We start from the raw sequence: 20,618 nt of genomic DNA on the forward strand, positions 1-20,618 counted from the left end.
GCAAGGTGACGATTTCGTACCAGCCTGGAGGCTCAAGGTGACGCGCATCAGCTGCGGAGGGCGGCCATGACTTCCGTCCTCGTCTGCGACGACTCCCCGCTTGCCCGAGAGGCGCTCCGCCGCGCGGTCGCGACCGTGCCCGGCGTCGAGCGCGTGACGACGGCGGCCAACGGCGAGGAAGTCCTCCGCCGCTGGGGCGCCGACCGCTCGGACCTGATCCTCATGGACGTGCGCATGCCCGGTCTGGGCGGCGTCGAGACAGTACGGCGGCTGCTCTCCGCCGACCCCGGGGCACGCATCATCATGCTCACGGTCGCCGAGGACCTGGACGGCGTCGCCCTCGCGGTGGCCGCCGGGGCCCGCGGCTATCTGCACAAGGACGCCTCCCGAGCGGAGCTGCGCGCCACGGTCACGCAGGCGCTCGCCGACCCGACCTGGCGGCTCGCCCCGCGCCGGCTGCGCTCGGCCGAGATGGGCGCGGCGCCCACGCTCACCGCGCGTGAGATCCAGGTGCTGGAGGGGATGAGCCACGGCCGCTCCAACGCGGAGATCGGCCGGGAGCTGTTCCTCTCCGAGGACACGGTGAAGACCCACGCGCGCCGTCTCTTCAAGAAGCTCGGCGCCTCGGACCGGGCCCACGCGGTGGCGCTCGGGTTCCGGTGGGGTCTGGTGCGGTAGGCCGTCCCGTCCTTCGGGCCGGGCCGGCCGAGGTGCGGGGCGCCGTTCCGGCGCGGGGTCCGGGTGTGCGTCCGGGCCCGGACCCGGCGAGCTGTCGTCCCGGTGGACGCGGCGTCCGGTCGCCGCTCGGACGGACCGGGTCCGGGTCATGGCCGCGGCGCCGCGCGGACGGTGCGGGGCGGCGTCGACGGCGCGTACGGGTTCGGCACGGACATCCGTGTCCCTCCCGCACCGCCGCGGCTTCGGCCGTCGAGACGTTCCGCACGGGCGCGAGCCGTGCCGGCACCGCCGCATCCCGGGCGCCGGCCCCGTACGGGCGGGCCCGTCAGCGGCTGCTCTCGTGGGCCGGCACACACGTTGGACGTGGTGTTCGCCGCGGCCGGGAGGGACCCACTGCTCGTTTCGCGGCGGATGCCGCATCCTTGAGGTGTGGAGTTCCTCGGGGACGAGTCGGTCGAGCGGAAGGGGAGGGCGCAAGGGATGACTTCCGGCGCACCTGCTCATAACGCTTCGGTGCACAACCAAGGACACGGTGCCACGGACCCCGCGTCCGCAGGGCACCATGGACCGATGCGCGACGACGAGGCGGGCACGGCCCAGGGGGCGATCGGTGCGCTCGTCCACCGCGCGGTCGACGGAGACGAGCAGGCCACGCACGACCTGCTCGCCCACGTTCACCCCCTCGCCCTGCGCTACTGCCGTACTCGTCTCTCCCGCCTGCCGGGAGACGCCCGGCACTTCGTGGAGGACCTCGCCCAGGAAGTCTGCGTGGCGGTGCTGCTCGCGCTGCCCCGCTACAAGGACACCGGCCGGCCCTTCGAGGCGTTCATCTTCGCCATCGCCTCCCACAAGGTCGCCGACCTCCAGCGCGCCGCGATGCGGCACCCCGGTTCGACCGCCGTGCCGTCCGACGAGATGCCGGAGCGGCCCGACGACTCGCTGGGCCCGGAGGAGCGCGCCCTGCTCAGCAGCGACGCCGAGTGGGCCAAGAAACTGCTGGCCAGCCTGCCGGAGAACCAGCGCGAGCTGATCCTCCTGCGTATCGCCGTGGGGCTCACCGCGGAGGAGACCGGTCAGATGTTGGGAATGTCACCCGGCGCGGTCCGGGTGGCGCAGCACCGCGCGCTGAGCCGGCTGCGGGCCCTGGCGGAGCAGTAACGCCCGTCCCCGCACCGCCTCTTCGTGAGCGCGCCGGCGCATCAGTTGCATATGAACGGACGATCAGCCGCTCCCGTACGAACATACGAAGCCGGGGACCGTGCGGAACCGTGGAATGAGACACCCACGCTTCCCGTTAGCATGGACATCCGCACCGATCAAGGCCATTTGGGGAAGGTGTCATGACTGCCAACGTCGACGGAGTGCCCGGAAAATTCGCGACACTCGGGCTGACCTACGACGACGTGCTGCTGCTGCCGGGCGCGTCGGACATGGCGCCCGACCAGATCGACACCGCCTCGTACGTCTCCAAGAACGTGCGGGTGAACATCCCGCTGCTGTCCGCCGCCATGGACAAGGTGACCGAGTCCCGCATGGCCATCGCGATGGCCCGCCAGGGCGGCGTCGGCGTGCTGCACCGCAACCTGTCCATCGAGGACCAGGCCAACCAGGTCGACCTGGTGAAGCGGTCCGAGTCGGGCATGGTCACCGACCCCATCACGATCCACCCGGACGCCACGCTCGCCGAGGCCGACGCGCTGTGCGCGAAGTTCCGCATCAGCGGCGTCCCGGTGACCGACGGCAACAAGAAGCTGCTGGGCATCGTCACCAACCGTGACATGGCCTTCGAGACCGACCGGTCCCGTCAGGTGCGCGAGATCATGACGCCGATGCCGCTGGTGACCGGCAAGGTCGGCATCTCCGGCCCGGACGCCGTGGAGCTGCTGCGCCGCCACAAGATCGAGAAGCTCCCGCTGGTCGACGACGCGGGAATCCTCAAGGGCCTCATCACGGTCAAGGACTTCGTCAAGGCCGAGAAGTACCCCAACGCCGCCAAGGACGGCGAGGGCCGTCTGCTGGTCGGCGCCGCGGTCGGTGTCGCCGGTGACGCGTTCGAGCGCGCCCAGGCGCTGATCGAGGCGGGCGTCGACTTCATCGTGGTCGACACCGCGCACGGCCACTCCCGGCTGGTCGGCGACATGGTCGCCAAGATCAAGTCGAACTCCTCCGGCGTCGACGTGATCGGCGGCAACATCGCCACCCGCGACGGCGCCAAGGCGCTCGTCGACGCGGGCTGCGACGGCATCAAGGTCGGTGTCGGCCCCGGCTCCATCTGCACCACGCGCGTCGTGGCCGGCGTCGGCGTCCCGCAGGTCACCGCGATCTACGAGGCCGCGCTGGCCGCCAAGGAGGCCGGCGTGCCGGTCATCGGCGACGGCGGTCTGCAGTACTCCGGCGACATCGCCAAGGCGCTCGTCGCGGGCGCCGACACGGTGATGCTCGGCTCGCTGCTCGCGGGCTGCGAGGAGTCGCCGGGTGAGCTGATGTTCATCAACGGCAAGCAGTTCAAGTCGTACCGCGGCATGGGGTCGCTGGGCGCCATGCAGACCCGCGGCGACCGCAAGTCCTTCTCCAAGGACCGCTACTTCCAGGAGGGCGTCGCCTCCGACGAGCAGCTGGTGCCCGAGGGCATCGAGGGCCAGGTGCCCTACCGCGGCCCGTTGTCGTCCGTCGTCCACCAGCTCGTCGGCGGTCTGCGCCAGTCGATGTTCTACGTCGGCGGCCGCACCGTCCCCGAGCTCCAGGCCAACGGCCGCTTCGTCCGGATCACCTCGGCGGGCCTCAAGGAGAGCCACCCGCACGACATCCAGATGACGGTCGAGGCACCGAACTACAGCCGCCAGTAGCGGCGGGCTTCCCGAGGGCGGCTCCGGACCACCGGGGCCGCCCTCGCTTCGCGTCCGGGGCGGTGGGCGCCGCGGCCGTCGGGGATACTGGAAGGCGCTGCAACGCAACAGGGAAAGGCCACAGACGTGACTGAGATCGAGATCGGGCGCGGCAAGCGCGGCCGCCGGGCGTACGCCTTCGACGACATCGCGGTCGTCCCCAGCCGCCGTACGCGGGACCCGAAGGAGGTCTCGATCGCCTGGCAGATCGACGCCTACCGCTTCGAGCTGCCGTTCCTGGCCGCTCCCATGGACTCGGTCGTCTCGCCGGCCACCGCGATCCGCATCGGCGAGCTCGGCGGCCTCGGCGTGCTGAACCTCGAAGGCCTGTGGACCCGCCACGAGGACCCGCAGCCGCTGCTCGACGAGATCGTCGGCCTGCCCGACGAGGCGGCCACCCGCCGCCTCCAGGAGATCTACGCCGCTCCCATCAAGGAGGAGCTGATCGGGCAGCGCATCAAGGAGGTGCGCGACTCCGGCGTCGTCACCGCCGCCGCGCTCTCCCCGCAGCGCACCGCCCAGTTCTCCAAGGCCGTCGTCGACGCGGGCGTGGACATCTTCGTCATCCGCGGCACCACGGTCTCCGCGGAGCACGTCTCCGGCTCGCACGAGCCGCTGAACCTGAAGCAGTTCATCTACGAGCTGGACGTCCCGGTGATCGTCGGCGGCTGCGCCACCTACACCGCCGCGCTGCACCTGATGCGCACCGGCGCGGCCGGCGTCCTCGTCGGCTTCGGCGGCGGCGCCGCGCACACCACGCGCAACGTGCTGGGCATCCAGGTGCCGATGGCCACCGCCGTCGCCGACGTGGCCGCGGCCCGCCGCGACTACATGGACGAGTCCGGCGGCCGGTACGTGCACGTCATCGCCGACGGCGGCGTCGGCTGGTCCGGAGACCTGCCCAAGGCGATCGCCTGCGGCGCGGACTCCGTGATGATGGGCTCCCCGCTGGCCCGCGCCACCGACGCGCCGGGCCGCGGCCACCACTGGGGCATGGAGGCCGTCAACGAGGAGCTGCCGCGCGGCAAGAAGGTCGACCTCGGCACGGTGGGCACGCTGGAGGAGATCCTCACCGGCCCGTCCCACACCCCCGACGGCTCCATGAACCTCTTCGGCGCCCTCCGCCGCGCCATGGCCACCACGGGCTACAGCGAGCTGAAGGAGTTCCAGCGCGTCGAGGTGACGGTGGCGGACTCCCAGCACCGCCGGTAGTCGCCGGGCGGCATCCTCACGGCTCACGAAGGGGCCGGTCACCTGAACGGGTGACCGGCCCCTTTCGCGTGTCGGCGGGCGCGCGTGGTGGCCGGGGGCGTGCGGTTGCGCCGAGACCCTGTTGGCGCCCGATGTGCCCGGTGAGGCCGCCAGTGTCCTCGGCGGCGCCCAGTTCTTCTGGGAGCCCCCTTCCAAGGACCTGGTCCGGACCCCGCCCTCGGGGCCCGGCCCGATTCCGACGGATCGTCCACCGAGCTACTGGGCGGTGTCGTGGAAGGGGGCGCCCATGGGCCGCCACCGCAGGCCCACCCGCTGGGACCGGATCCGTCTGTGGACGGTGAAGTGCCGGAGGAGGTGGATCTTGCGGCTTTTCGGATGGTGAGCGGCCGCCCCCACGAAGACTAGGGGCGGACACCCGTGAATCATCCAGGAGCCTGCCGCAGTAGCCGCTGCGGTGGGCTCCACCTGTTCGTACCGTACCCGCGCGCCGTCCCGCCCACCAGCAGCCCCCGTGACACGGTGGTCCGCCGCGCGCCCCCCTCTCACAACCGGTGCGCCGCCCCCGTAGGGGTCGCGCCTCGGGTGTCCAGGAGGAGCTGGGCCTTGACCGAGAGGCCCTGGAGGTCGTACGTGCGGTGCTGCTGGAGGAGGATCGTGAGGTCGGCGTCGGCGGCGGCCTCGTAGAGGGAGTCGGCGCGGGGGACGGGGCGGTCCAGGACGTTCCAGGACGGGACGTGCGGGTCGTGGTAGCTGACCGAGGCGCCCAGTTCCATCAGGCGGACCGCGATCTCCTGCGCGGGGCTGCCCTGGAGGTCGGCGAGGTCGGCCTTGTAGGTGACCCCGAGGAGCAGCACGCGCGCGCCGCGCGCCGACTTGCCGTGCTCGTTGAGCAGGGCCGCGGCGCGCTGCACGACGTAGCGGGGCATGCGGCCGTTGACCTCCTGGGCCAACTCGGCCATGCGCAGGGTGCGGCCGGCGTGCGCGGTGAGGTCCTGGGGGACGGTGTGGCCGCCGACGCCGGGTCCGGGGCGGAAGGCGAGGAAGCCGAAGGGCTTGGTCTCCGCGCAGCGCAGCACGTCCCACAGGTCGATGCCCAGGTCGTGGCAGAGGGCGGCCATCTCGTTGACCAGGGCGATGTTGACGTGCCGGAAGTTGGTCTCCAGGAGCTGCACCGTTTCCGCCTCGCGGGGACCGCGGGCGCGGACCACCTTGTCGGTGATGCGCCCGTAGAAGGCCGCCGCCGACTCGGTGCAGGCGGGGGTGAGGCCGCCGATGACCTTCGGCGTGTTGGCGGGGGTGTGGTCCCGGTTGCCCGGGTCGACACGGCTGGGGCAGTGGGCGAGGTGGAAGTCGCGTCCCGCGCGCAGGCCGGAGCCGGATTCCAGCAGCCGCAGCAGCGGACCCTCCGTGGTGCCGGGCGGCACGGGCGACTCCAGGATCACGGTGGTGTGCGGGCGGAGCTGCGCGGCGAGGGTGCGGGCGGCCGCCTCGACCTGGCCGAGGTCGAGCCCGCCGTCGGCGGCGGGCGCGGTGGGGGCGCAGATCACCGCGGTGCGCACCCGGCCGAGCTCGGTCGCGCTGGTGGTGACCCGGAAGCCCTGCGCGAGCATGCGCCGCTGTTCGGCGGGGCTGAGGGAGCCGGGCTCGGGGCCGGTCCGGTACCCGACGGTGGCGATGCCGGCGGCCACGGCGGCCTGGGCCAGGGGCAGTCCGAACGGGCCGAGTCCGATGACGGCGAGATCTGCGGGCATGGCGTGGACCGTCCTTCCCAATAGCCGGAGTGCGACAGGTGCGCAAGCGCTGAGGACTGGACAGGCGAGCGCAATGTCAGACTAGGAGTAAATATGACCGATATGTGGGATTGATCGGCTGGTTTTCGGTGAGTCGCCCTGCGGGGCGCCCAACGGTGTCCGGGCGGCGGGGTGTGCACGGGTGGATGGTCGCGCGGTTGTCCACAGCCCGAGGCGGCGTGTGGCTGAAGTCGGGCAACCCGGTCAGAATTTGGGCATGAGGGTGGGAGACCGGGCTTCGCCCGACGGGTGTGGCCGATGCGACCGATGAGCGGGAGGCAGCGGTGAGGGCAGCGACACTGGGGCCGGCGCAGCGCGCCGAATCACTGGCGTCCATGGCGGAGCGCGAGCTGGACGTACTGGTGGTGGGCGGCGGCGTGGTCGGCGCGGGCACGGCGCTCGACGCGGTGACGCGCGGCCTGTCCACCGGACTGGTCGAGGCGCGTGACTGGGCGTCGGGCACCTCCAGCCGCTCCAGCAAGCTGATCCACGGCGGCCTGCGCTATCTGGAGATGCTGGACTTCGCGCTCGTCCGCGAGGCGTTGAAGGAGCGCGGTCTGCTCCTGGAGAAGCTCGCCCCGCACCTGGTGCGCCCGGTGCCGTTCCTGTACCCGCTGCAGCACAAGGGCTGGGAGCGGCTCTACGCCGGCGCGGGCGTCGCGCTCTACGACACCATGGCGATGACCCACGGCCACGGACGGGGCCTCCCCGTGCACCGCCACCTGAGCCGCCGTCACGCCCTGCGGGTCGCACCCTGCCTGAAGAAGGACGCGCTGGTCGGAGCCCTGCAGTACTACGACGCCCAGATGGACGACGCCCGCTTCGTCCTCAACCTCGTGCGCACGGCGGCGGCGTACGGCGCCCGGACGGCGAACGGCGCCCGCGTCACCGGGTTCCTCCGCGAGGGCGAGCGGGTCGTCGGCGCCCGCGTGCAGGACGTGGAGGGCGGCGGCGAGTACGAGATCCGCGCCAAGCAGGTGGTCAACGCCACCGGGGTGTGGACCGACGACACCCAGGCGATGGTCGGCGAGCGCGGCCAGTTCCACGTGCGCGCCTCCAAGGGCATCCACCTGGTCGTGCCCAAGGACCGCATCCACTCCACCACCGGGCTGATCCTGCGCACCGAGAAGTCCGTGCTGTTCGTCATCCCCTGGGGCCGGCACTGGATCGTCGGCACCACCGACACCGGCTGGGACCTCGACAAGGCGCACCCGGCCGCGTCCAGCGCCGACATCGACTACCTGCTGGAGCACGTCAACTCCGTCCTCGCGGTGCCGCTCACCCGCGACGACGTCGAAGGGGTGTACGCGGGGCTGCGCCCGCTGCTCGCCGGCGAGTCGGACGCCACGAGCAAGCTGTCCCGCGAGCACACGGTCGCCCATCCGGTCCCCGGCCTGGTCGTGGTCGCGGGCGGCAAGTACACGACGTACCGGGTGATGGCCAAGGACGCCGTGGACGCCGCGGTGCACGGGCTCGACCTGCGTGTGGCGGACTGCGTCACCGAGGAGACGCCGCTGGTGGGCGCGGAGGGCTACCACGCCCTGTGGAACGGCCGGGCCCGCACGGCCGCCCGCACCGGCCTCCACCCGGTCCGGGTGGAGCACCTGCTCCAGCGGTACGGGTCGCTCGCCGAGGAGGTGCTGGACCTCGTCGCCTCCGACCCGTCCCTGGGCGAGCCGCTTCAGGCCGCCGACGACTACCTGCGCGCCGAGGTCGTCTACGCCGCCTCGCACGAGGGCGCGCGCCATCTGGAGGACGTGCTCACCCGGCGCACGCGGATATCCATCGAGACGTTCGACCGGGGCACGCGCAGCGCGCGGGAGGCCGCCGAGTTGATGGCGCCCGTGCTGGGCTGGGACAGCGGCCAGATCGACCGCGAGGTGCAGCACTACGAGAAGCGGGTGGAGGCCGAGCGGGAGTCGCAGCGCCAGCCCGACGACCTGACCGCGGACGCGGCCCGTCTGGGGGCGCCGGACATCGTGCCCCTGTAGACGGGCAGCCGGCTCGTCACACGCTGCGGCGGGGGCCGGGACCCGGCGTGCCCAGCGGCGTAACTCGGCCATTTGTGCGGCCGGTTCGGGGCCGGTGGTCAGTGCGGCCGCCGTGCCCCGCATCCCCGCCGACCTGGGCGACGGCGCGTCACGACGGCCCGGTCGTGACCGAATCGGCGCGCTTCGGATTTCGTCTTTGTCGTGACCCGTCCGGCAGAGTGGAGGAACGCTTCGTTCCCCCGCCTCTCCACCCTCCGTGTCCGGTGGGCGGACAGGGGCACCCTGGGCGTCGGGCGCTTGTCGGGTGAGGGACAATGAAGGCTCTGTCAGGGCGGGTTGCATGAGGGGACGCATGTCGGAGGCGGAGCGGGCGGGGACATCCCGTCAGGACAAGAGCGCACGTCTCCTCGCCGGGCGGTACCGGCTGGGAGACGTGCTCGGCCGCGGCGGCATGGGGACGGTGTGGCGGGCCGAGGACGAGACCCTCGGCCGCACGGTCGCCGTCAAGGAGCTCCGCTTCCCGTCGAACATCGACGAGGAGGAGAAGCGGCGGCTGATCACCCGGACGCTGCGCGAGGCCAAGGCCATCGCGCGGATCCGCAACACCAGCGCCGTGACCGTCTTCGACGTGGTCCAGGAGGACGACCGTCCCTGGATCGTCATGGAGCTCGTCGAGGGCAAGTCGCTCGCCGAGGTCATCCGGGAGGACGGCCTGCTGGAGCCGCGCCGCGCCGCCGAGGTCGGGCTCGCCGTCCTCGACGTGCTGCGGTCCGCGCACCGCGAGGGCATCCTGCACCGCGACGTGAAGCCGTCCAACGTGCTGATCGCCGACGACGGCCGCGTCGTCCTCACCGACTTCGGCATCGCCCAGGTCGAGGGCGACCCTTCCATCACCTCGACCGGCATGCTCGTCGGCGCCCCCTCCTACATCTCCCCGGAGCGCGCCCGCGGGCACAAGCCCGGTCCCGCGGCCGACCTGTGGTCGCTCGGCGGCCTGCTCTACGCGGCGGTCGAGGGCACCCCGCCGTACGACAAGGGCTCCGCGATCGCGACGCTCACCGCGGTGATGACCGAGCCGCTGGAGGAGCCGAAGAACGCCGGCCCCCTGCGCGACGTCATCCACGGCCTGCTCAACAAGGACCCCGCCCAGCGGCTCGACGACCGCGGCGCGCGCGCCATGCTGACCGCCGTCATCAGCGCCCCCGCCACCAAGGACGCCGACGGAGAGCCGGCCGACGCCACCCGCGTCGTGCCGCTGCCCGAGCAGCCCGGCACGCGGGACGGCGGAGCCAAGCGGGGCGAGGAGGCCGCGGAGAAGCTGCGCGGCGCTCTGCGCTCCGTACGCAAGGCAGCGGTGGCGGCCGGCGCGGCCGGTGCCGCCCGCACCAAGTCCGGCGCCTCCGCGTCCGGCTCCGCGCCCGCCCCCGCGTCCGGTGCGGCGGCCCGCACCCCGGACGCGAAGCCGGCCGCAGCGCGGTCCGCGACCGCCGCGAGCCCCGCCGCCGGGACGCCCGGGACGACGCCCGGCGCCAACGCGGCCACGGGCGGACGTAGTTCGGGCTGGCCCGTGATGACCCCGCCGGACCTGCCCGCACGGCCCGCGCCGCGCGCGTCGATCACCGACGTGGTGCCGCGCCGCACGCTCGTCGTCATCGCGCTGGTCGTGGTGCTCGCCGTGATCGGCACCGTGCTCGCACTCACCCTCGGCGGTGACGACGAGAGCGGCGGCGGCGCCCAAGGCGCCGGCGGCGACCGGACCGCGGCGGAGAGCACCCCCAGGGCGGACACCAGGAACGACGAGGAGGGCGGCACCCGTACCGACGGCACCGCCACCGCGTCCACCGGCACGGACGGAAGCGCGGCGGCCTCCCCCGACTCCACCGGGACGGCAGGCGGCGCCGCGCCGGGCAGCTCCTCGGACGCCGGGGACGGCGGAGCGGGCAAGGCGGAGGCGGCCACGACGCACCGGGGGAAGCAGGGGTACTCGATCGGTCTGCCCGCCGGATGGAAGTTCAAGTCCTCCGACGCGGCCGGCGACCGCTTCACCGGCCCGAACGGCCAGAAGCTGCTCATCGGCTGGACCACCACGCCCAAGGACGACCCGGTCGCCGACTGGACGAACCAGGAGCGCTTCATGGTGCGTCCCAAGTACAAGCGCATACGGATCGAGGCGGTGGAGTACCGCGGCTGGAAGACGGCCGACTGGGAGTTCACCTACGTCGACGGCGGCGTCACGTACCGGTCCGTGGACCGGGGCACCGTCGTCAACGACGGTTTGGGGTACGGGCTGATGTACACGGCCAGGGCCGACGCGTGGGACGGCGAACAGCGCAAGGACACGTGGCGGACGCTGACGGAGACGTTCCGCCCGAAGTCCTGATCCGACCGGCCCGCGGATCGGGACGCCAGATGTGTCATCCCCTCTCTGCGGGTTGCCTCCGGCACGTATCGTGAGTGGTTGCGGACCGTACGGAGCGGGAACGGGCCGTCCGGAGAACGGAACTGACCGACCGTAGTGCCGGGGGAGGCAACGTGGACGACTATGCGGGACGGGTTCTCGCCGACCGCTACCGCCTGCCCCTGCCCCCCTCCGACGAGTACGAGCTGACCGAGAGCCGCGCGTTCGACACCTACAGCGGCCAGGAGGTCCTGGTCCGGCAGGTGCCGCTGCCGGAGGTCGTCGAGGCCGAGGTGCTGGACGCCGAAGGGCTGCCCGAGGGCTTCACCGCCCGGGACGGCGCGCGGCGCGGCAGGGGCGTCCCAGGCGGCGGCCAGGGCGCGGTGCGCCGCCCCGCCGACCCGGTCGTGCGGCGCGCGGTGGAGGCCGCGCAGGCCGCGGCGGCCCTGCCCGACCATCCGCGCCTGGACCAGGTCTTCGACGTGTTCGCGGAAGGCGGTTCGCTGTGGATCGTCAGCGAGTACGTCGCCGCGCGCCCGCTGGCCGCGCTGCTCGCCGAGAAGCCGCTGTCCCCGTACCGGGCCGCCGAGGTCGCCTCCGACGTGCTCACCGCCCTGCGGGTGCTGCACTCCCACGGCTGGGTGCACCGCAACATCACCGCGCGCACGGTGCTGGTCTGCGAAGACGGCCGGGTCATGCTCACCGGGCTCGCGGTCGGCGCGGCCGAGGAGGCGCTGTGCGGCTACGACCCCGTGCCGCCCGCCGACGACGTCGAACCGGAGCCCGGCGCGGCGCTCGAGGCGCTCGGTCCGGGTACCGGAGGCGACGGCGGGCGCGGACCGGCCTGGCCGCCCGGGTTCACCGCCGACCCCGACCCGGACGCGGCGCGCCGCGCGGCCATCGAGGCGCGCGCCGGACGGCTCCCGGGCGGCGGCGGGACCGGCGGGCCCGCCGACCTCTCACCCGTGGTGGCGCCCCGCGCCCTGGACAGCGCGGGGGACGTGCGGGCGGCGCGGGCCGGGGCCATCGCCGCCTACCGCGCCGGCGCCCGCGCCGCGGCCCGCGTGCAGGAGGCCCAGCAGGGCTCCCGCGCGCTGCCCGGCGCGCGGCCCGCCCCCGAGGAGGGCGCCGAACAGCGGCCGTCGGCGCCCCCGGGGCAGATAGCCGACCCCTACGGAGTGGCCGCCTCCGGCTGGCACGGTGCCGCACCCCGCATCGGCGCCCAGGCGAGCGGCACGCCCGAAACCGCAGCCCTCGGACCCGCCGCCTCCGAACCCGCCGCCCCCGAGTCCGCCGCGCCGCCCGGCCGCTGGGACGAGCCCGCCAAGCACACCCCCGCGCGCCGGGGCCCCGCCACCGCGCTGGCCGCCGAGCGCGCCCGGCAGGCGCGGATGGCCGTCGTCGGGCCCGTCACCGAGCGCTGGGCGCCCGAACAGGCGGGCCCCGTGCACGAGAACTGGCAGCTCGCGCCGCCCATCGGACCCGTCACCGACCTGTGGGCGCTGGGCGCGCTGCTGTTCCGCGCCGTTCAAGGGCACGCCCCCTACCCGGAGGAGTCGACGGCCGAGCTGGTGCAGATGGTGTGCGCCGAGCCGCCGGCGTTCGCCGAGGAGTGCGGCCCGCTGCGCCCGGTCGTGGAGTCGCTGCTGCGCCAGGACCCCACCGAGCGCCCCGACTTCGAAGAGCTGCGCGGCTGGCTGCGGTCGCTGGTGCGCTCCGCGCCCGAGCCGGAGGCGGGCCTGAACGTCATCACGGCACCGCCGGTCGACGCGGGACGTCTCCCGGTCATAAGGCGCCGGGGCGAACTCGTGCGCAGGCGGCGCGCCGGACTGCCCGCGCAGCACGGACGGCACAAGAAGGCCGCGCCGCGCGCCGGTTCACCACGCCGCCTCGGCCGCACCCTGCTCCTGCTGGTGCTGCTCGCCATGGCGGCGGCGATCGCCTACGCGGTGCTGTTCATGCCGAAGGCCGGCGAGGAGACCACCGGGTCGCCCTCCGCGGGCCGCACCCCGGCCGCCGGAGGGGCCGCGCCGAGTTCCTCGGGTGACGCCCGCCCGGACGGCAGCAACTCCCCGGGCGGCGGCGACGGCGGGCCGAGCGCGCCGGAGGAGTCGGCCTCCACGAAGACGCAGACCACCGGCCCCGACGTCGCCGACGGCTTCACGCTGCGCAAGGACCCCGAGGGCTTCGAGGTCGCCGTCGCCGAGGGCTGGCAGCGCACCGGCAAGAACGGCAGCGGCCAGGTCGTCTACTCCAAGGGCGACTTCGAGCTCGTCGTGGTGCCGGGCCGGGACAGCGCCCAGCAGTTCGGCGGCGACCCCATGGCCTACCAGCGGGACGCCGAGCGCGAACTCCAGCCGTACCGCGACTCCAGCTGGGCCACCTCGACCGGCCTGAAGACCATCGAGGTCGGCGGACGGGTCATGGCCGAGGGCCAGTTCACCTGGACCGGAGACCGGGGCGAGCTGTACGTGCGCAACCTCGCCGCGCTGATCGACGGCCGCTACCACGTGCTCCAGGTGCGCGGCCCGGACGGCGAACGGGACGAGGTGACACGGCTCTACGAGCAGGCGGCCGCCACGTACCGGCACACCGGCTGACCACCGGTACGGCCGTGAGGGAGGACGCGACACGGGGGGCGCGACAAACCATCACAGTGCGGTCTCTCTGGCACCCCCTCGGTTCCCAGGACGGGCCGGGGTACCTACCCTGACCCTGTCAAGACCATTGCGGGGCAACGTGAATCAGATGCAGGGCTCGCTCGTCGCGGGCCGCTACCGACTCGGCGAATCCATCGGGAGCGGTGGCATGGGCCGGGTGTGGCGCGCACACGACGAGGTGCTGCACCGTTCCGTCGCCATCAAGGAACTCACCGCCGCGCTCTACGTCTCCGACAGCGAACAGGCCACCCTGCTGGCCCGCACCCGCGCGGAGGCGCGGGCCGCCGCGCGGATCAATCACTCGGCCGTCGTCACCGTGCACGACGTGCTGGAGCACGACGGCCGGCCGTGGATCGTCATGGAGCTGGTCGAGGGCCGCTCGCTGGCCGACGCGGTCAAGGAGCAGGAGCGCGTCGAGCCCCGCGAGGCCGCCCGCATCGGCCTGTGGGTGCTGCGCGCCCTGCGCGCCGCACACGCCGCCGGCGTCCTGCACCGCGACGTCAAGCCCGGCAACGTCCTGCTCGGCCGGGACGGGCGGGTGCTGCTCACCGACTTCGGCATCGCGCAGATAGACGGTGACGCGGCCATCACCCGCACCGGAGAGGTCGTCGGCTCCGTCGACTACCTGGCGCCCGAGCGGGTTCGCGGCCACGACCCCGGCCCCGCGTCCGACCTGTGGGCGCTCGGCGCCACCCTCTACACGGCGGTGGAGGGCCTTTCGCCGTTCCGCCGCACCTCTCCGCTCACCACCATGCAGGCCGTCGTCGAGGAGGAGGCCGAGCCGCTCCGGCACGCCGGCCCGCTCGCGCCCGTCATCAGCGCGTTCCTCCGGAAGGATCCGGCCACCCGGCCCGACGCGGCGACGGCCGAGCAGATGCTCGCCGAGGCCGCGGAGGGACGCCGGCCGCGCGCGGCGCAGGAGTACGTGCCGACCCAGGCCGTCGGCGCCCACGTCCCGCTGCCGCGCCAGGCAGGACCGCACCCCGGCGCGGGCGCACAGCCGTACCCGACCGCCACGCCGGCCCGCCCGCAGGGCAGCGGCTCCACCTCCGTGCAGGCGTCGTACGGGGCGCCGACGGTGCCCCGCCGGCGCTCGCGCGGGCGGACGGTCGCCCTGGTCGTGGCGCTGGCCGCGATCATCGGCGGCGGCACGGCGGTGGTGCTCCAGCAGCAGGACGACCGGGGCGGTGCCAAGGCCACACCGGGCAGGACCGCCGAGGCCCCCGCGACGCCCGGCGTGTCGGACACGGAGGGGACCGACACCGGCGGCCTGCCCGAGGGGTGGGTGCGCCGCAGCGACCCCTTCGGCTTCACCGTCGTGCTGCCCGGCGAGGACTGGGAACGGGTGGTGTTCGACGAGGAGACCCAGCAGGTCGACTACACCCCCGACGGCGGCAAGCACTTCCTGCGTATAGCCGCCGACGAGTCCCCGGACTTCGACGACCCGTTCGACCACCTCAGCGACCTCGACCAGCAGGTCGGCGGGCGTCTCGTCGACTACGAGCAGATCGAGCTGAAGCGCCTGACCTACCGCGACCGCGAGGCCGCGCGCCTGGAGTACAGCTGGACCGCGCTGCCCAAGGACACCGAGTTCCCCGGACCGTACCGGGCGGTGGACCACATGTACCTCACGCGCGACGGCGTGGAGTACGCCCTCTACATGGCCGGGCCCGCCGAGGACTGGGACGCGACCATGCAGCAGTTCGAGACGATTCTCAGAGGCTGGCGCGAGCCCTGACCGCCCCCGGCGTGCGCGGACGTGCGCCCGTTGGCCGAATCGCCGTACCGGAGCGGACACATCCGGTGGGGCATGATGGGCTCATGGTGACCGAGGGGGAGCCGGACAACGGGACCGACGGGGCCAACACCCGCGTCGTGGCGGGACGTTACCGTCTGGAAGGACTGCTCGGACGCGGCGGCATGGGCGTGGTGTGGCGGGCCACGGACCAACTGCTCGGCCGGGGCGTCGCGGTGAAGGAACTGCCCTTCGACGACACGCTCACCGCGGCCGACGCCCGGCGGCAGCGCGAACGCACCCTGCGGGAGGCGCGCGCTCTTGCACAGCTCAGCCACCCGAACATCATCGTCGTGCACGACGTCGTCGAGGACGACGAACGCCCGTACATCGTTCTGGAGTTGATTGACGGCCCGTCCCTCGCCGACCGGTTGGCGTCCGACGGGCCCGTGGACGCGGCGGAGGCCGCGCGGATCGGCGTCTGTCTGCTGGGCGCGCTGCGCGCCGCGCACGAGTCCGGGGTGCTGCACCGCGACCTCAAACCCGCCAACGTGCTGCTCGAGGACGGCACGGAACGGGTGCTGCTCACCGACTTCGGCATCGCCCAGATGCCCGGCTCGACCACGCTCACCGAGAGCGGGTCGTTCGTCGGCTCGCCCGAGTACACCGCCCCCGAGCGGATGTCCGGCGCGCGGACCGGGCCCGAGTCGGACCTGTGGTCGTTGGGCGCGCTGCTGTGCGCGGCGCTCAGCGGCGAGTCGCCGTTCCGCCGCGACTCGCTGAGCGGCGTGCTGCACGCGGTGGTGGTCGACGAGATCCGGCCGCCCGCGCAGGCGGCGCCGATCCTGCCGGTGGTGCTGGGCTTGCTGGAGCGCGACCCGGACCGGCGGCTGGACGCCGACCGGGCGGAGCGGATGCTGCGCGTGTTCCTGGCCACCGGCCGGACGCCCGAGACGGCCCCGCTCGACCTGCTCCCGGACCGCGACCCGCCCCGCCGCCGGCTGTGGCGGGAGGTGCCGGAGCCCGCCCCGCCGGGCGCGCCGGCAGGACGCGGCGTACGGCGCCAGCCCACCCGGGGCGCGCTGGTGGCGGCGCTGGTGATCGCCGCGCTGGCCGGGGCGGGCGTGTCCGCGGGGGCGCTGCTGCTCCAGGACCGGGGCGGCGAAGGGGGCGGCGGCACGCCGAGCACCACGGCGCCGGAGACGCCCGCGCCGGGGTCGACGCCCGGCCCGTTGCCGCCGGCCACCACCCCGCAGCGACCGGCGCCGTCACCCACGGGGGCCGGTGCCTCGTCCACGGGGGCCGGTGGCTCGTCCACGGGGTCCGGTGCCTCGTCCACGGAGGCCGACGACCCGGCCACGCCGCCGGAAGAGACGACTCCGCCCTCGCCGGCCACCTCCTCGCCAGCCTCGGCGGCCTAGGGTCTTTCCTCTGCGTCATCCCGGCGTCGCGAGGTCCGGTCGAGTTGACGTCCTCCTCCGCCTTGCGGCCGCACGCACCGGACCCCGCTCGGCCGGCCGAAGAGGGGCGCTGCCTCCCACAGCCAGGGTGATCCAGGCGCAAGCCCCTGGTCGCACGGGTGAGGTCGTACCCGCATAGACGCATAAAAGCGGCATAAGTCCCGGCGTGGGTCACGGGTCTGTGACCGGTGGCGGCCCGCTGTGGAGCGGTGGTGGTCCGGCACGATATGCATGGAGCCATGAGCAGTGACGGGGGAGCCCGCAACGGGGCCGACGAGCCGACCAGTTTTGGTCTGCAACCGCCCAACCAGAACCCGCCGGCGGCCGTGCCGCACCCCGGCAATCCGTACGCGGCCCCGACCGTCGTGGTCCCGCCCCAGGGGGACGGCCAGGCGCACGCGCACGGCCACGCGTCACACCCCGCGCCGGACGGCGCGCGGGGACGGGACGGCGCGCAGGCGGGCGGTCCGCGGCAGGCCGCCCCGGCGGGTGGCCCGGTTCCGTCCGGTCCGTCCGCGCCCGACCCCGGCGCGGGACGGGTGATCGCCGGCCGCTACCGGCTGCTCGCCAAGCTCGGCCACGGCGGCATGGGCACCGTGTGGCGGGCCAAGGACGAGACCGTCGACCGCGAGGTGGCCGTCAAGGAGCCCCGGGTCCCCGACCACCTTCCCGAACGTGAACGGGACAACGCCTTCGAGCGGATGCGCCGTGAGGCCCGCGCCGCCGCCCGCCTCGACCACCCCGCCGTGGTCAACGTCCACGACGTCGCCGTGGTCGACGGCCGGCCGTGGATCGTGATGGAACTCGTCCAGGGCCGCTCGCTCGGCGCGGTGCTCCAGGAGGAGGGCACGCTGTCCGCGCGCGAGGCCGCCCGCGTCGGCCTGGAGGTGCTCGGCGCGCTGGAGGCCGCGCACGCGGCGGGCGTCCTGCACCGGGACGTCAAGCCGGACAACGTGCTGCTGGGCCGGCACGACCGGGTCGTGCTCACCGACTTCGGCATCGCCCAGATCGAGGGCGAGACCAACCTGACCGACACCGGCGGCTTCGTCGGCTCGCCCGAGTACATCGCCCCGGAGCGGGTGCTGGGCCAGCGCCCCGGCCCCGCCTCCGACCTGTGGTCGCTCGGCGTGGTGCTGTACGCGGCGACGGAGGGCGTGTCGCCGTTCCGCCGCAGCAACACGCCCGCCACCCTCCAGTCCGTGCTCAACGCCACGCCCGCGCCGCCCGCCGCCGCGCAGGGCCCGCTGGCCGAGATCATCACGGCGCTGCTCCAGAAGGACCCGGCGCGCCGTCCGGGCGCCGCCCAGGTCCGCGCCGCCCTGGAGGCCGCCGCGAACCCGCCCGCGCCGCAGCCGACCCAGATGGCCCCGCTGCCCGCGCCGGGCCGCGAGAGCGGCATCCGCATCGGCCGCAGGGCACTGCTGGGGCTGGGCGCGGCGGTGGTCGCCGCGGCCGTCGTGGTGGGCCTCGTGATCGCGGACCCGTTCGCCGGGCCGCTGCCCGACGGCTGGAAGACCCACGACCTCGGTGACCGGGTGGGCGTCTCCCTCGCGGTGCCGGAGGGCTTCGTGAAGGACGAGCCGGCCGAGGACGCCGACGGCACCGTCGCCTCCTTCACCGACCCGAGCGGGATGGTGCGGATCGAGACCGACCGCGATCTGAAGGCCGACGACAAGGACGACAAGATCCCGGCGTCCGCGTCCGAGCAGGCGTTCGCCCACTGGAACGAGCTGAAGGACGGCGAGTTCTCCTGGGGGATCGCCGACACGCCGGCGCCGCAGGGGCGGCCCCGGGAGACGACGTACAAGGAGCAGGACGCGGCGACGAACACGATCGTCTTCACGACGACCACCACGCCGCCCCTGGAGCGCGAGGCGCAGGTCCTGTACTACCGGAACAAGGACGGCGACATGTACCGGCTCTGGGTCGTCTACCCCGCGAAGGGCTACTTCGCCGAGGACGGCCGCGAGATCGCCCGCACCGTCTTCGACACCTGGGACGTCCACAAGCGCTGACACTCCGCACGGTCACCGGCACCCCACGGGGCGCCGGTGACCGCAACGCGCTGATCAGCGGCTTCGTTGCCAGCGTTCACTGGCAATGTGTGAGCCCTGCGGGAATCTGTTACCGACGGGTACACAAAGTGTGTTCCCCGGCATACTCTGCGCCTCATGACGGACGCGCAGACCCGGGCAACGACCGGCACCAACCCCTTGGCCCCCGCCCCCCAGGGCGTACGCACCGCCGCCGACGTGGTGACGCCGGAACTGGTCGCCCAGCTCACCAAGGGCGTGGCGGGCTCCGGCCGCACCGCCAACCACACGCCGTTCACCGGCGAGAAGCTGGCCGACCTGCCCGAGTCGACGCCCGAGGACGTGGCGAAGGCGTTCGAGACGGCCCGCGCCGCCCAGGCCGTGTGGGCGCGGACACCGGTCGGGGAGCGCGCCGCCGTGCTGCTGCGCTTCCACGACCTGGTGCTCAGCCGCCAGGCGGAGGTGCTGGACCTGGTCCAGCTGGAGACCGGCAAGGCCCGGCTGCACGCCCACGAGGAGGTCCAGGCGGTCGCCGTCGCCGCCCGCCACTACGGCCGCCGCGCCGCCGCCTATCTGCGGCCCAAGCGGCACGCGGGCGCCGTGCCGGTGCTGACGAAGGTCTCCGAGCTGCGCCACCCGCGCGGCGTGGTCGGCCAGATCGCGCCCTGGAACTACCCGCTCGAACTGTCCGTCGGCGACGCCCTCCCCGCGTTCGTCGCGGGCAACGCCGTCGTCATGAAGCCCGACACGGAGACCTGCCTGACCGCGCTGTGGGCCCGAGACCTGCTGATCGAGGCCGGGCTGCCCGCCGACGTGTTCCAGGTCGTCCTCGGCGACGGCCCGGTCGTCGGCCCCGAGGTCGTCCGGCACGCCGACTACGTCTCGTTCACCGGCTCCACCCGCACCGGCCGCGAGGTCGCCCAGGGCGCCGCCGCCCGCCTGGTCGGCGTCTCCCTCGAACTCGGCGGCAAGAACGCCATGCTGGTGCTGGAGGACGCCGACCTCGACAAGGCCGCCGCCGGCGCCGTCCGCGCCTGCTTCTCCTCCGCCGGCCAGCTCTGCATCTCCATCGAGCGTCTCTACGTCCACGAGGCGGTCGCCGACGCCTTCCTGGAGCGGTTCGCCGCCCGCACCAAGGCGCTGCGCCTGGGCACCGCCCTCGCCTACGGCGCCGACATGGGCTCCCTGGTCGGGCAGCGCCAGCTGGACGCGGTCACCCGGCACGTCGACGACGCCGTCGCCAAGGGCGCCAAGGTCCTCGCCGGCGGCACCGCCCGCCCGGACATCGGCCCCTACTTCTACGAGCCGACCATCCTCGACGGCGTCGAGGCCCCGATGAGCGTCTGCACGGAGGAGACCTTCGGCCCGGTCGTCTCGGTCTACCGCTTCTCCTCCGACGACGAGGCGGTCGAGCGCGCCAACGGAACACCGTACGGGCTCAACGCGTCGGTGTGGACGCGCAACGCCCGCCGCGGCCGGGAGACCGCCGCCCGCCTGCGCACCGGCACGGTCAACGTCAACGAGGGCTACGCGCCCGCGTACGGCAGCGTGCAGTCCCCGATGGGCGGCATGAAGGAGTCCGGTCTCGGCCGCCGGCACGGCTCGGAGGGGATCCTCAAGTACACCGAGGCCCAGACCGTCGCCCAGCAGCGGCTGCTGCCGATGGCGCCGTCGCTCGGCATGGACGACGAGAAGTACGCGGCCTTCATGAGCCGCAGCCTGCGCCTGATGAAGGCGTTCCGTTTCCGCTAGGCCCTCTGCCGGGCACCCTTCCGC

General features: G+C 73.9%; 12 protein-coding genes. 11 read left to right on the forward strand and 1 reads right to left on the reverse strand.

What is annotated here, in order from left to right:
* The first annotated feature begins 66 nt into the window (after positions 1-66).
* From ACQZOG_RS18050 to ACQZOG_RS18065, 4 genes are all read left to right on the forward strand, one after another.
* Positions 67-678 (forward strand): response regulator transcription factor, encoded by a 612-nt coding sequence (locus tag ACQZOG_RS18050; RefSeq protein WP_003948568.1) that lies wholly within the window; start codon positions 67-69, stop codon positions 676-678.
* Positions 679-1,248: 570 nt separating this feature from the next.
* On the forward strand, positions 1,249-1,836 hold the full coding sequence (locus ACQZOG_RS18055; protein ID WP_006130726.1) for a sigma-70 family RNA polymerase sigma factor: 588 nt from the start codon (positions 1,249-1,251) through the stop codon (positions 1,834-1,836).
* A gap of 182 nt (positions 1,837-2,018) precedes the next feature.
* The gene (gene guaB / locus ACQZOG_RS18060) at positions 2,019-3,524 is read left to right on the forward strand and encodes an IMP dehydrogenase (RefSeq protein ID WP_033272417.1); all 1,506 of its coding nucleotides are present in this window, start codon (positions 2,019-2,021) and stop codon (positions 3,522-3,524) included.
* 126 nt (positions 3,525-3,650) lie between these two features.
* Entirely contained in the window at positions 3,651-4,775 is a 1,125-nt protein-coding gene (locus ACQZOG_RS18065; protein WP_033272416.1) for a GuaB3 family IMP dehydrogenase-related protein, read from the forward strand.
* A gap of 542 nt (positions 4,776-5,317) precedes the next feature.
* Here ACQZOG_RS18065 and ACQZOG_RS18070 read toward each other — a convergent pair.
* Complete coding sequence (locus ACQZOG_RS18070; RefSeq protein WP_033272415.1) at positions 5,318-6,526, reverse strand: nucleotide sugar dehydrogenase; 1,209 nt, start codon at positions 6,524-6,526, stop codon at positions 5,318-5,320.
* A gap of 323 nt (positions 6,527-6,849) precedes the next feature.
* Here ACQZOG_RS18070 and ACQZOG_RS18075 point away from each other — a divergent pair, with 323 nt between their 5' ends.
* The 7 genes from ACQZOG_RS18075 to ACQZOG_RS18105 all read left to right on the forward strand — a co-directional run bounded on the left by ACQZOG_RS18075 (position 6,850) and on the right by ACQZOG_RS18105 (position 20,594).
* Positions 6,850-8,556: a glycerol-3-phosphate dehydrogenase/oxidase gene (locus ACQZOG_RS18075; protein WP_430741647.1), complete on the forward strand. Its 1,707-nt coding sequence runs from the start codon at positions 6,850-6,852 to the stop codon at positions 8,554-8,556.
* A 352-nt stretch (positions 8,557-8,908) separates the two neighbouring features.
* Positions 8,909-10,936 carry a serine/threonine-protein kinase gene (locus ACQZOG_RS18080; RefSeq protein WP_058916802.1) on the forward strand — a complete coding sequence of 676 codons (2,028 nt, stop codon included), beginning with the start codon at positions 8,909-8,911 and terminating at the stop codon, positions 10,934-10,936.
* A 152-nt stretch (positions 10,937-11,088) separates the two neighbouring features.
* A complete protein-coding gene (locus ACQZOG_RS18085; protein ID WP_430741648.1) occupies positions 11,089-13,554 on the forward strand; it encodes a protein kinase domain-containing protein in 2,466 nt (821 codons plus the stop codon).
* Positions 13,555-13,702: 148 nt separating this feature from the next.
* A complete protein-coding gene (locus tag ACQZOG_RS18090; RefSeq protein ID WP_406716332.1) occupies positions 13,703-15,352 on the forward strand; it encodes a serine/threonine-protein kinase in 1,650 nt (549 codons plus the stop codon).
* 83 nt (positions 15,353-15,435) lie between these two features.
* Entirely contained in the window at positions 15,436-16,770 is a 1,335-nt protein-coding gene (locus ACQZOG_RS18095) for a serine/threonine-protein kinase (protein ID WP_058916805.1), read from the forward strand.
* A 278-nt stretch (positions 16,771-17,048) separates the two neighbouring features.
* Entirely contained in the window at positions 17,049-18,824 is a 1,776-nt protein-coding gene (locus tag ACQZOG_RS18100) for a serine/threonine-protein kinase (protein ID WP_033272409.1), read from the forward strand.
* A gap of 156 nt (positions 18,825-18,980) precedes the next feature.
* Positions 18,981-20,594: a succinic semialdehyde dehydrogenase gene (locus ACQZOG_RS18105; RefSeq protein WP_203550273.1), complete on the forward strand. Its 1,614-nt coding sequence runs from the start codon at positions 18,981-18,983 to the stop codon at positions 20,592-20,594.
* Positions 20,595-20,618 lie beyond the last annotated feature (24 nt).

This window comes from Streptomyces sp. P13-3-3, assembly GCF_050571355.1.
In the GTDB taxonomy this organism is placed as follows: domain Bacteria; phylum Actinomycetota; class Actinomycetes; order Streptomycetales; family Streptomycetaceae; genus Streptomyces; species Streptomyces althioticus.

Excerpts from the sequence above, each read along its gene's own strand:
- ACQZOG_RS18105 (WP_203550273.1), top strand. The coding sequence starts at position 18,981 with ATGACGGACGCGCAGACCCGGGCAACGACCGGCACCAACCCCTTGGCC.
- ACQZOG_RS18095 (WP_058916805.1), top strand. The coding sequence starts at position 15,436 with ATGGTGACCGAGGGGGAGCCGGACAACGGGACCGACGGGGCCAACACC.
- ACQZOG_RS18055 (WP_006130726.1), top strand. The coding sequence starts at position 1,249 with ATGCGCGACGACGAGGCGGGCACGGCCCAGGGGGCGATCGGTGCGCTC.
- ACQZOG_RS18090 (WP_406716332.1), top strand. The coding sequence starts at position 13,703 with ATGCAGGGCTCGCTCGTCGCGGGCCGCTACCGACTCGGCGAATCCATC.
- ACQZOG_RS18050 (WP_003948568.1), top strand. The coding sequence starts at position 67 with ATGACTTCCGTCCTCGTCTGCGACGACTCCCCGCTTGCCCGAGAGGCG.
- guaB (WP_033272417.1), top strand. The coding sequence starts at position 2,019 with ATGACTGCCAACGTCGACGGAGTGCCCGGAAAATTCGCGACACTCGGG.
- ACQZOG_RS18080 (WP_058916802.1), top strand. The coding sequence starts at position 8,909 with ATGTCGGAGGCGGAGCGGGCGGGGACATCCCGTCAGGACAAGAGCGCA.
- ACQZOG_RS18070 (WP_033272415.1), bottom strand. The coding sequence starts at position 6,526 with ATGCCCGCAGATCTCGCCGTCATCGGACTCGGCCCGTTCGGACTGCCC.
- ACQZOG_RS18100 (WP_033272409.1), top strand. The coding sequence starts at position 17,049 with ATGAGCAGTGACGGGGGAGCCCGCAACGGGGCCGACGAGCCGACCAGT.